The following is a 12,244-nucleotide window of genomic DNA, read 5'->3' as shown; positions in this document are numbered from 1 at the left end:
CAAAGGCAGCCAAGCCTATTTGCGCCAGAACTGGCCGGTGAACAGCACCAGAAACGACAGCAGTTCGAGCCGGCCCATGAGCATGGCAAAGCTCAGCACCCACAGCTGGAAGTCGTTGAGCACGCCGAAATTGCTCGCCGGCCCGACCAGGCCCAGGCCGGGGCCAATGTTGTTGACGGTGGCAATCACGGCCGAAAACGCCGTGACCATGTCCAGCCCGGTGAGCAGCAGCACCATCGTCAGCCCAACAATCACCGCGCCGTAGATCAGCATGAAGCCGAAGGTGGCGGTCATGACCGACATGGGCAGCACCACGCCGCCCAGCGTGACCGGATTGACCACCCGCGGATGCACGATGCGCACCAGTTCGCGGCGCGCCTGCTTGATGAGCAGGATCATGCGAATCAACTTGATGCCGCCGCCGGTGGAGCCGGCGCATGACACAAAGCAGCCCAGGAACAGCAGCAGCACCGGCGCAAACACCGGCCACAGTGCGTAGTCAGCGGAGGCGTAGCCCGTGGTGGTGGCCACCGACACCACGTGAAAGGCGCTGGCGCGCAAGGCCTGCGCCACATCGGGATAGACACCGTGCACCCGCAGCACCCCGGTGATCAAGGCAATCGAAACCAGCAGCACCATCACGTAGGTGCGGAACTCGCGGTCGTGCAGCAGCGGGCGGATGGAGCGGTTGCGCAGCACGATGAAATAGCGCAAAAAGTTGATGCCGGCCAGCGCCATGAACAGCGTCGCCACCAGCTCAATCCGGGGCGAGTTGAAATGCCCCAGGCTGGCGTCGTAGGAAGAAAAGCCGCCCAGCCCCATGGTCGAGCACATGTGCATGAAGGCATCGACCCAGCTCATGCCGGCCCAGCGGTAGGCCAGCATGCAGGCCACGGAAAACACAAAGTACACGCTCCACAGGCCGCGCGCGGTTTCGGAAATGCGCGGCGTGAACTTGGCGTCCTTCATAGGTCCCGGCGTTTCGGCCTTGTAGACCTGAAAGCCGCCCAGCCCCATCATCGGCAGCACCGCCACCACCAGCAGCATGATGCCCAGGCCGCCCAGGTACTGCAAAAAGCAGCGCCACACATTGACCGAGGCGGGCAACGCATCCAGGCCGCTGAGCGCGGTGGCACCGGTGGCGGTGATGGCGCTCATGGCCTCGAAATAAGCCTTGACCCAGGTGATGTCGGGCACGGTGTACATCAGCGGCAGCGCCGCATAGGCCGGCAGCACCAGCCACACCAGGTTGACCAGCAAGAAGCCGTCGCGCGGCTGCAGCTCGCGGCGTTGATGGCGCGTGGCCAGCATCAGCACCAGCCCGCTGGCCAGCGTCAGGGCGAAGCAGGCCGTCCACAGCAGCGCCTGCTCCTGCGCGTCAAGGGCAATCGCCCAACCTAAAGGAACAAAAAAGGCCGGCGAAAAAGCCAGCAGAATGCGGGCAAAAACGCCCAGGACAGGGAGCAGGCTGTACATGCCGGGCGCGATCAGCCGAAGAAGGTCGCGCTGACCTGGAACAGCTTTTCGACCTGGCGCACATCGCGCTTGTTCGGAATGAAGATGATGATGTGGTCATCGGTCTGGATCACCGTGTCGTGGTGCGGCATCAGCACCTCACATTCGCTGCCCTGCCCGCGCACGATGGCGCCAATGGCTGCGCCCTTGGGCAACCTGATTTCCTCGATGCGCCGGCCGACCAGCTTTGAGGTCTTGGCGTCGCCACGAGCCACGCCTTCGAGCGCCTCGGCCGTGCCGCGCCGCAGGCTGTGCACCGCGGCCACATCGCCGCGTCGAAGGTGGGTCAGCAACTCGCCAATCACGGTATGCGCCGGTGAAATGGCGATGTCGATGGTGCTGCCCTGCATCATGTCGGCATAGGCGCGGCGGTTGATGAGCGAGAGCACGCGCCCGGCACCCAGCCGCTTGGCAAGCATGGCCGACATGATGTTGTCCTCGTCGTCGCTGGTGAGCGCAAGGAACATGTCCATCATGCCCACGTTCTCGCCACGCAACAGGTCCTCGTCGGCGCCGTCGCCGTGCAGAATCAGCGTGGAAGACGGCAGCTGGCTGGCCAGGTAGTCGCAGCGCGCGGCGTCGCGCTCGATGATTTTCACCTCGCACTGGTCCAGCAGGCTGCGCGCCAGGCGCAGGCCGACCCGGCCGCCGCCGGCAATCATCACGCGCTGCACCGGCTTGTCGCGGTGGTGGATGGCATGCAGCACCTGCCGGATCTGGCGCACATCGGCCAGCACAAACACCTCGTCGCCGGTCATGATGCGGGTGTCGGGCGTGGCTTCTATCTCGGTATCTAACCGGTACAGCGCCACGATGCGCATTTCGATGTCCGGGAACAGCTCGCGCAGTTGGGCAATGGTGCGGCCGACCGCGTCACCGCTGGACGCACGCACCACTGTCAGGCACGCCCGCTGCTGCGAAAACGTCACCACCTGCAGAGCCTCGGGATGGCGGATCAGCTGGTGGATGTAGCGCGTGACGGACTCCTCGGGGCAAATCACGTGATCGACGGCAAAACCGCCCTTGCCCAACAGTTCGCTGCCCTCGACAAAGTCGGGCGAGCGCAGCCGCGCCACCGTGTTGGGCACGTTGAAGATCTGGTGCGCCACCTTGCACACCACCAGATTGGTCTCGTCGTCGGCAGCGCAACCAATCACCATGTCGGCGTCTTGCGCGCCGGCCTCGCGCAGCACCGACGGCTGGATGCCGTTGCCCACCACGCCGCGCAAGTCAAAGCGATCGCCCAGTTGGCGCAGCCGCGCCGCATCGGTGTCAATCACGGTGATGTCGTTTTGCTCCAGCGCCAGGCTTTCAGCCACGGTTTCACCGACGCGTCCCGCGCCAAGAATAATGATGTTCATGGAACAAAATAATACGTTAACGCCTTGCCGGCCCCGCGGGCAGGCAAGGCGTCAGGGTGTCACAGTGGCCAGACCAGCAGCAGCAGTGGAATGCTGACCGCCGCCACAAGGATTTCCAGTGGCAGCCCCAAGCGCCAATAGTCGCCAAATCGAAAGCCCCCGGGGCCGAGGATCAGGGTGTTGTTCTGATGGCCGATCGGCGTCAGGAAGGCGCACGACGCACCGATGGCCACGGCCATCAGGAAGGAATCCGGGTTCACCCCGAGCGCAGAAGCCGTACCCAGGGCAATCGGGCACATCACAGCTGCGGTGGCGGCGTTGTTCATCAGGTCGGACAAAAACATGGTCACCACCAGGATCAGCGCCAGGCCGACGATGGCGTGGCCCTGCGCGACGTTTTCCAGCAGCACGCGCGCAATCAGGTCTGCCGTGCCGGTGGTCTGCATCGCGCCAGCCACGGGAATCAGCGCGGCCAGCAGCACCACCACCGGCCAGTCGATGGCCTCGTACACGCCGCGCGGCGGCACGGTGCGCAGCGCCATGGAGGCCAGCACGCCCATGGCAAACGAGATGGCTGCCGGCAACAGGCCAAACGCCGCCATGCCGACCGAAAAGGTCATGATGCCGACGGACAGCCAGGCCTTGCGCTGGTTCGGGATACGCAGTTCACGCTCGGCCAGCGGCACGCAGCCGTTGTCGGCGGCAAACCCGGTGATGGCGTCGGGCGGGCCCTGCATCAGCAGCAGGTCGCCAGGCTTGATCGGCAACAGGCGCAGCCGGACCCTCAGGCTATGGCCCTGGCGCGACAGCGCCAGCATGTTGATGCCGTAGCGCGTGCGCAGGAGCACATCGCTGGCCGAGCGGCCCGCCAGCATTGACCCGGGCAGCACCGCCAGTTCCATCAACACGATCTCGCCCGCCGTCTCGGCCTTGCCGCCGTCGGGCTCATCGTCTGCCTTGTCTTCGTCTTCAACCTGCGCCACGACGGCGCCAAGGCCCTGGCCGGTCTTGGCGCTGCGCTGGTCCGGTGGGAGTTTGTTGGCTCCGGCTTTTTCCAGATCAGCGGAATCCGGGTTTTCGTCGTCGTCTTGCACCGGCGGGCGTACGGATTCCTCAAGCTTGAGCCCCAGGCTGGACAGCAGTCCGGACAGTGCATCGGCCTCGGCCTCGATCACCAGGATGTCCCCGGCATGGACCCGGCGCCTCAGGCCGGGCGCGGTCATGCGAATCTCGTTGCGCACCAGTCCGACGACCTGTGCGCCGGCTTCGTCCAGCACCTTTTCCAGCTCCAGCAGGCTTTTGCCCACCGACATGCTGTCCGGCAGTACCCGGGCCTCGGTCAGGTAGGAGCCGGTTTCAAAACCATCCAGGCCGGACTGCTTGCGCGCCGGCACCAGCCGCCAGCCGGCCAGCGCCACAAACGCCACCCCGGCCAGCGCCACGGCCAGGCCGATGGGCGTGAAGTCGAACATGGCAAAGCCGCCAGCGCCCGTCTGGGCACGAAAACCGGAAACGATGAGATTAGGCGGTGTGCCGATGAGTGTCGTCATGCCGCCCAGGATGGTGCCAAAGGCCAGCGGCATCAGCACCTGGCCTGGCGTCAATTCCAGCCGCTGGGCCAGCTGGATCGCCACCGGCATCAGCAGTGCCATGGCGCCGACATTGTTCATGAAACCCGACAGCACGGCACCGAGTCCCATCAGCGCGAGCAGGCTGAGCGTGGGGCCGGCTTTTTTCGGCAGCACATGGCGGGTCAGCACATCGACCGCGCCCGACGTCAGCAAGCCACGGCTCATGACCAGCACGCAGGCCACCGTGATCACGGCAGGGTGGCCAAAGCCGGCGAGCGCATCGCCTGCCGGCAGCACGCCGGCCAGCACGCACGCCAGCAACGAGCCCATGGCGACCATGTCGTGCCGCCATCGCCCCCACAGAAACATGCCCACCGTGCAGGCCAGAATGGCAAGAATGAGTATCTGGTCGTGGGTCATGGGCGCTTGGTCGGCTGCAGGATGAAAACGCCCGGCCCCTACTGGACCGGCGCCACGGCGTGGGCGTCAGCTATGGCAAGGGCCTCAAGCCAGCGCGCGCTGGATGATGATCTTCTGCACGTCGCTGGTGCCCTCGTAAATCTGGCAAACCCGCACATCGCGGTAGATGCGCTCGACCGGGAAGTCGGTGACATAGCCGTAGCCGCCCAGCGTCTGGATGGCGACGCTGCAGACTTCCTCGGCCATTTCGCTGGCGAACAGTTTGGCCATCGCGGCTTCCTTCAGGCACGGCCGGCCGGCGTCGCGCAGGCTGGCAGCGTGCCAGATCAGCTGGCGGGCGGCTTCAAGTTTTGTCGCGCATTCGGCCAGACGGAATCCGACCGCCTGGTGGTTGAAAATGGCGGTGCCGAAACTCTGGCGGTCCTTGGCATACGCCAGCGCGACGTCGAACGCACTGCGCGCCATGCCGACGCTCTGCGCAGCAATGCCGATGCGCCCGCCTTCGAGGCCGCCCAGGGCGATCTTGTAGCCTTCGCCTTCGGCACCGATCAGGTTTTCAACCGGGATGCGGCAATTGTCGAAGTTGACCTGCGCCGTGTCGCTTGAATGCTGGCCGAGCTTGTCTTCGAGCCGCGAGGCCGAATAACCCGGCGCGTCGGTCGGTACGATGAAGGCGCTCATGCCCTTTTTGCCCGCGCCCTTGTCGGTCACGGCAATGACGATGGCGACCTGGCCGTTCTGGCCGCTGGTGATGAACTGCTTGACGCCGTTCAGCACATAGGCATCGCCTTGCTTGACAGCCGTGGTGCGCAACGATGAAGCATCGCTGCCGGTGTGTGGCTCCGTCAGGCAAAAAGCGCCGAGCATCTCGCCCTGCGCCAGCGGCATCAGCCACTGCTGCTTTTGCGCTGGATTGCCGTAGCGCATCAAGATGGCGTTGACCGGGCAGTTGGTCACGGAAATCGCCGTGCTGGTGCCGCCGTCGCCCGCCGCGATTTCTTCCAGCACCAGCGCCAGCGTCACGTAGTCGAGGTTGGCGCCGCCGTATTCCTCGGGCACGCAGATGCCGTATGCGCCCAGCGCGGCCAGCCCTTTGTGCGCTTCCTTGGGGAAATAATGTTCCTTGTCCCAGCGCGCGGCATGGGGCCAGAGTTCGGCTTGGGCAAAGGCGCGCACGGCGTCGCGCACTTGTTCTTGGTCGTTATTGATTATCAAATCAGTCTCCTGCGCATATTGCGCGTGCGTTAACAGCTATTAAATTCAGAGCACCTCAATCGCCAGCGCCGTGGCTTCGCCGCCACCGATGCACAGCGTGGCGACACCCTTTTTGAGGCCGCGTGCCTTCAGCGCATAAATCAGCGTGACGAGGATGCGCGCGCCGCTGCAGCCAATCGGGTGGCCAAGTGCGCAGGCGCCGCCGTTGACGTTGACAACGTCGTGGCTGATGTTCAGGTCAGCCATCGCGGCCATCGGCACCACGGCAAAGGCTTCGTTGATTTCCCACAGGTCCACGTCTTTTACGCTCCAGCCGATCTTCTTCAGCAATTTGTTCACCGCGCCGACCGGAGCGGTCGAGAACCACTCGGGCGCCTGCGCAAACGTGGCATGGCCGACGATGCGGGCAATCGGCGTGGCGCCGAGTTCCTTCGCCGTCGATTCGCGGGCCAGTACCAGCGCCGCAGCACCGTCGCTGATCGACGAGCTGGAAGCGGCAGTGATGGTGCCGTCTTTCTTGAAGGCGGGCTTGAGCGAAGGAATCTTGTCGAGCTTGATCTTGCCCGGGCCTTCGTCGATGGAAATGACGGTCTCGCCGGCACGGGTCTTGACGGTGACGGGCGTGATTTCAGCCTTGAACGCACCGGACTCGGTGGCCGCCTTGGCGCGCTGCACGCTGGCGGTGGCAAAGGCGTCCTGCTGCTCGCGGGTGAAGCCGTATTTGGCGGCGCAGTCTTCTCCAAAGGTGCCCATGGAGCGGCCGGGCTCGTAAGCATCTTCCAGGCCGTCGAGCATCATGTGGTCCATGACGCGGTCGTGCCCGATGCGCATGCCGCCGCGTGCCTTTGGCAGCAAGTACGGCGCGTTGCTCATGCTTTCCATGCCGCCGGCGACCACCACGTCGCGGCTGCCCGCCAGCAACTGGTCGTGCGCCAGCAGCGTGGCTTCCATGCCGGAGCCGCACATCTTGGACAGCGTCACGGCGCCTGTAGCTGCCGGCAGGCCGCCCTTGAAACCGGCCTGACGCGCAGGCGCCTGACCCTGGCCGGCCATCAGGCAGTTGCCGAACAGCACTTCGTCGATGCTTTCGGGCGCAACACCCGAGCGCTCGACGGCGGCCTTGATGGCAGCGCCGCCCAGGTCGTTGGCGGACAGGCTGGCAAATTCGCCCTGAAAAGCGCCCATGGGGGTGCGGGCGGCGCCGAGGATGACGATGGATTCAGACATGTGGTTCTCCTTGAAGGGGTTGGAAATAGAGGAAATAAAGAAACTGGGCTGCGCGGCTTCAACCGGCCTGCGCCAGGGCATGCATGACGGCAAAGCGTTTGTTCTGGTCATACGGAAACACGTCGTAGACATGGCCGGCCTGGATGCGCGCCTGGTGGCGTTGCCAGAAGGCGGCGTCCAGCAAGTCGGCGTGGTGCTTCATGAAGACGTCGCGCACCGCGTCGTTGCCGAGCAGGAAGGGCTCGAAGGTCTCGGGAAACACGTCCTTGGGTCCGACCGAATACCAGACCTCGCCGCTCATTTCTTCTTCTTCGTTGCGTGCAATCGGCACCTTGCGAAACTTGCAGTCGGTGATGTATTCGATCTCGTCGTAGTCATAAAAAACGACCTTGCCGTGGCGGGTGATGCCGAAATTTTTCCAGAGCATGTCGCCCGGAAAGATGTTGGCCGCCACCAGGTCCTTGATGGCGTTGCCGTATTCGACCACGGCGCGCCCGATCTGCGCCTTGGCAGCGGGCTCGTTCACACCCATGTCGAACGCTTCCTGCAGGTAGATGTTCAGCGGGATCATGCGCCGCTCGATATACACATGCTTGATGATGACTTCCATCTGGCCGTCACCGTCGCGATCGCTGATTTCCAGCTGGCTGGGCGCGAATTTCTCGATCTCGGCAATCAACTCGTCGCTGAAGCGGTCGCGCGGAAACGCCACCAATGTGTATTCCTGCGTGTCGGCCATGCGGCCCACCCGGTCGTGCTGCTTGACCAGCAAATATTTGCCCTTGATCTGCTCGCGCGTGGTGTCTTTTTGCGGCGGGTAGTAGTCCTTGATGACCTTGAACACATATGGAAACGACGGCAGGTCAAACACCAGCATGACCATGCCCTTGATGCCGGGGGCAATGCGGAACTTGTCCGTGCTGTGCCGCAGGTGGTGCAGAAAGTCGCGGTAGAACAGCGTCTTGCCCTGCTTGGCCAGCCCCAGCGCGTTGTAGATTTCGGCACGCGGCATGCGCGGCATCATGCTGCGCAAAAACTGCACGTAGGCCGAAGGAATGCCCATGTCAACCATGAAGTAGGCGCGCGCAAAGCTGAACAAAATCAGCAGGTCGTCCTCGCCAAACAGCGCCGCGTCAATCACCAGCCGGCCGGCGTCCGACTGGCCGGAGATGCCCCGGGTCTCGGTCAACAGCGCCTGCCCGGGTGCCGGCTGGTGATGCAGAATAGGCAGGGCAAACGCAATCTCGCTAAAGCCGTTGATGAGCTTGCCGACGACGTAGGCGCCTTTGTTGCGAAAAAACAGGCCCGAGAGCACCTGGATCTGGAAATTTGCCCGCAGCTTGACGTCGCCCAAACGCCCGGTCATGGCGTCAGCCACGTATCCAGCATCACGCGCAAGGTCTTCAAATTCGCAGGACAGGCCAAAGTCGTTCACCAGCGCGACCAGCGTCCCGTGCATGCTGGCGCGTGTCGGGTAGTAGGCGCGGTAGGTCGGCTGCGCGGTCGACTCGTCGTTCTCGATGTACTCGGTGCTGACGGCGGGCCGGACAAAGATGAAATCGTTCTGAAAATAGCTGCGGTGCAGGATCTTGGTGGTGACGGAATTGAAAAAGGTTTCGGCCAGCTCGGGCTGGTGGTGGTTGACCAGCAGCCCGATGTAATGCAGCTTGACCTGATGCCAGACATCCATGGGCTGCTCGCCAGCCTTGAACTCGCGCTCCAGCCGGATCGACGCTTCGCGCACCCGCAGGTCGTAGAACTCGATGCGTTCGCGCTGGGCGCGCTGCTGGCCGTGCCAGTCGGCGGTTTCAAAGCGGTGCTTGGCGCGGCTGGATTCGGTGCGAAACAGCTGGTAGTGCCGGTTGAAACCGTCAATCATCGCCTTGGCGATGGCGTAGGCGACGGTGGAATCAAGGCGCTGGGGAAACATGGCGGGGCGGTGTTGATGTTGCAGAGATTGCGGATTCAGGCAGTGTCAACGCCGGGTTTCCGACACACCGGCAATGGCGGCACGGTACAGGGACGCCATGCCGTCAAGGCTGTCCAGCGTGATGTGCAGGTCCTGCAGCAGCCCGTCCTTCAGGCCATACACCCAGCCGTGCAGGGTCACGCGCTGCCCGCGCGCCCAGGCGTCCTGCATCACGGTGGTTTGCGCCACGTTCATGACCTGCTCGATCACATTGAGCTCGCACAGCATGTCAACCCGCGCTTCGGGCACTGCCGCCTCAAGCATCGCGGCATGGCGGTCACGCACATCCTTGACGTGGTGAAGCCAGTTGTCCACCAAGCCCAGGCGCAGGTTGTGCAGGGCCGCCTTCACACCGCCGCAGCCGTAGTGGCCGACGACCATCAGGTGCTCGACCTTGAGCTGGTCCACTGCAAACTGGATGGTGGACAGGCAATTGAGGTCGGTCGGCACTACCACGTTGGCCACGTTGCGGTGGACGAACACCTCGCCCGGGTCAAGTCCGGTGATCTGGTTGGCGGGCACCCGGCTGTCGGAGCAGCCTATCCACATGTACCTGGGGTTTTGCTGGCTTTTGAGGCTGGTAAAAAATCCGGGCCGCTCACGCTCCATTCGCGCAGCCCATACGCGGTTGTCGGTGAAGAGGTCTTGAAGGGAGCTGGTCATAAGGGGGTGTAGTTGCCGGGTGCGGTCACATGGTTTCGGCAAACAGCTCGCGGCCGATCAGCATACGGCGGATTTCACTGGTGCCGGCGCCAATTTCATACAGCTTGGCATCGCGCCACAGGCGGCCCAGCGGGTAGTCGTTGATGTAGCCGTTGCCGCCGTAGATCTGGATGCCTTCGCCGGCCATCCAGGTGGCTTTTTCGGCGCACCACAAAATCACCGAGGCGCAGTCCTTGCGCACCTGGCGTACATGGTCGCTGCCCAGCATGTCCAGGTTCTTGGCCACGGTGTAGGCGAACGAGCGACCGGCTTGCAGCACGGTGTACATGTCGGCCACCTTGCCCTGGATCAGCTGGAACTCGCCAATGCTCTGGCCGAACTGCTTGCGGTCGTGGATGTAGGGCAGCACGCTGTCCATCACCGACTGCATGATGCCGAGCGGCCCGCCGGTCAGCACGGCGCGTTCGTAGTCGAGGCCGCTCATGAGCACCTTGGCGCCGCCGTTGAGGTTGCCCAGAATGTTTTGCGCCGGCACTTCGACATTGTTGAAGACCAGCTCACCGGTGTGGCTGCCGCGCATGCCCAGCTTGTCGAGCTTTTGGGCGACGGAAAAGCCCGGCATGCCTTTTTCGATCAGGAAGGCGGTGACGCCGCGCGCGCCCAGTTCGGGCTCGGTCTTGGCATAGACCACCAGTGTGTCGGCGTCGGGACCGTTGGTGATCCACATCTTGCTGCCGTTCAGGACGTAATAGCCGCCCTTGTCTTCGGCCTTGAGCTTCATCGAGATCACGTCGCTGCCCGCGCCCGGCTCGCTCATGGCCAGCGCGCCGACATGTTCGCCGCTGATCAGCTTGGGCAGGTATTTCTGGCGCTGCGCTTCGGTGCCGTTGCGCTTGACCTGGTTGACGCACAGGTTGCTGTGCGCGCCATAGCTCAGGCCGACCGAGGCGCTGGCGCGGCTGATTTCTTCCATGGCAATCATGTGCGCCAGGTAGCCCATGCCGGCACCGCCGTATTCCTCGCCGACGGTGATGCCCAGCACGCCGAGCGCGCCCATCTTTTCCCACAGGTCCATGGGAAACTGGTCGGTGCGGTCCAGCTCGGCGGCACGCGGCGCGATTTCAGCCTGCGCAAAGTCGCGCACCGCATCGCGCAGGGCGTCGATGTCTTCGCCGAGCTGGAAATTGAGTCCTGGCATGTTGTTCATGGTTGAAATCTTTCGCTAAGGAGGTTGAAGGGCGCGCGGAAACTAATATTTTTTGGGCACGGGCGCAAGGGTTTGCTGCATCAGCGCGCAGGCGCTGGCCTTGCCGCTGTCGTCCATGTGCATCACGTCAGCGGTGGTCACGATGATGCGCTTGCCGGCCCGCAGGACACGTCCCACGGCACGCAACTCGCCGTCGCCAAAACCGGCCAGAAAATTGATCTTGTATTCGACGGTGGTGACTTCCATCTCGTCCGCCAGCTGGGTCAGTGCCGCATAGCCGCCGGCGATGTCGGCCAGCGCGCCCATGGCGCCGCCATGAAAGCCGCCCTGCTGCTGGTTGACACGCTCCGAATACGGCAGCGCCACCTCGCACAGGCCGGGCTCGACCCGCACCAGCCGTGCACCCAGGTGCCGCATCAAGCCCTGGCGCAGGAAACTCGCTTCGATTCGCTGGAACAGCGCTGATGGCGCCGTGGATGCATCCATGAAAATTCCCTGTAGAGGTTGATCGAAGATGTTCTTCGAACCGGGGGTTTTTGGTTGACGTTTACGTAAACGTCAATTATCACTTATTTTGACTTTTCAGCCTTTGAAAGCAGCATTCTGGTTTCTTTTTCATGGACGCGGAGCTCGTCCAGGTTGGCCTGCAGATCGACCATCTGGGCTTGGAGCTTTTGGCGGTGGTCGGTCAGGATGTCCAGGAATTTTCTCAATTGTGGCGCCGTGTCGCGCGGGCTGTCATAGGAGTCGATGATTTCTTTCGCTTCCGTCAGCGACAGCCCCAGGCGCTTGGCGCGCAGTGTGAGCTTGAGCCGCGTGCGGTCGCGCGCCGAATACACGCGGTTGCGTCCACCCGGCCCTTCGCGCTCAGGCTGAAGCAGGCCCATGTCTTCGTAAAAGCGCATGGCGCGGGTGGTCAGGTCAAACTCTTTGGCGAGATCGCTGATGGTGTAGGTAGTGGCCATGAGAGGAATTAAAAGCCCGACTGAGGCGACAGCACAAAAGCAAAATCCGATAACGTGCTGCGGCCGTGATCCGCAGCTTCTTACGTTGACGTAAACGTCAAATATAACGTGGATGGAGCAAGACGGTCTGC

At 63.3% G+C, this 12,244-nt stretch carries 10 protein-coding genes; all 10 read right to left on the bottom strand.

Going from position 1 to position 12,244, the window contains the following annotated elements:
• Window positions 1-15: 15 nt before the first annotated feature.
• Complete coding sequence (locus GZ092_RS08825) at window positions 16-1,476, bottom strand: potassium transporter TrkG (RefSeq protein WP_293636024.1); 1,461 nt, start codon at window positions 1,474-1,476, stop codon at window positions 16-18.
• An 11-nt stretch (window positions 1,477-1,487) separates the two neighbouring features.
• Window positions 1,488-2,876 carry a Trk system potassium transporter TrkA gene (trkA, locus tag GZ092_RS08820; protein WP_293636023.1) on the bottom strand — a complete coding sequence of 463 codons (1,389 nt, stop codon included), beginning with the start codon at window positions 2,874-2,876 and terminating at the stop codon, window positions 1,488-1,490.
• A 59-nt stretch (window positions 2,877-2,935) separates the two neighbouring features.
• The gene (locus GZ092_RS08815; RefSeq protein WP_293636022.1) at window positions 2,936-4,867 is read right to left on the bottom strand and encodes an SLC13 family permease; all 1,932 of its coding nucleotides are present in this window, start codon (window positions 4,865-4,867) and stop codon (window positions 2,936-2,938) included.
• Between the two features lie 84 nt (window positions 4,868-4,951).
• Window positions 4,952-6,082 (bottom strand): acyl-CoA dehydrogenase family protein, encoded by a 1,131-nt coding sequence (locus tag GZ092_RS08810; RefSeq protein WP_293636021.1) that lies wholly within the window; start codon window positions 6,080-6,082, stop codon window positions 4,952-4,954.
• A 45-nt stretch (window positions 6,083-6,127) separates the two neighbouring features.
• Window positions 6,128-7,309, bottom strand: a complete 1,182-nt coding sequence (locus GZ092_RS08805; protein WP_293636020.1) for an acetyl-CoA C-acyltransferase — start codon at window positions 7,307-7,309, stop codon at window positions 6,128-6,130.
• A gap of 58 nt (window positions 7,310-7,367) precedes the next feature.
• Complete coding sequence (gene aceK, locus GZ092_RS08800; protein ID WP_293636019.1) at window positions 7,368-9,239, bottom strand: bifunctional isocitrate dehydrogenase kinase/phosphatase; 1,872 nt, start codon at window positions 9,237-9,239, stop codon at window positions 7,368-7,370.
• 45 nt (window positions 9,240-9,284) lie between these two features.
• Window positions 9,285-9,941: a carbonate dehydratase gene (can, locus tag GZ092_RS08795; protein WP_293636018.1), complete on the bottom strand. Its 657-nt coding sequence runs from the start codon at window positions 9,939-9,941 to the stop codon at window positions 9,285-9,287.
• Between the two features lie 25 nt (window positions 9,942-9,966).
• Window positions 9,967-11,148, bottom strand: a complete 1,182-nt coding sequence (locus GZ092_RS08790; protein WP_293636017.1) for an isovaleryl-CoA dehydrogenase — start codon at window positions 11,146-11,148, stop codon at window positions 9,967-9,969.
• A 42-nt stretch (window positions 11,149-11,190) separates the two neighbouring features.
• Window positions 11,191-11,634 carry a PaaI family thioesterase gene (locus GZ092_RS08785; RefSeq protein ID WP_293636016.1) on the bottom strand — a complete coding sequence of 148 codons (444 nt, stop codon included), beginning with the start codon at window positions 11,632-11,634 and terminating at the stop codon, window positions 11,191-11,193.
• A gap of 83 nt (window positions 11,635-11,717) precedes the next feature.
• Window positions 11,718-12,113, bottom strand: coding sequence for a MerR family DNA-binding transcriptional regulator (locus GZ092_RS08780; RefSeq protein ID WP_293636015.1), 396 nt, complete (start codon window positions 12,111-12,113; stop codon window positions 11,718-11,720).
• Between the last annotated feature and the right edge of the window lie 131 nt (window positions 12,114-12,244).

This window comes from Polaromonas sp., from assembly GCF_010365105.1.
In the GTDB taxonomy this organism is placed as follows: domain Bacteria; phylum Pseudomonadota; class Gammaproteobacteria; order Burkholderiales; family Burkholderiaceae_C; genus Polaromonas.
The sequence above is the reverse complement of the archived record's forward strand: the minus strand, read 5'-3'. Positions and strand labels throughout refer to the sequence as shown.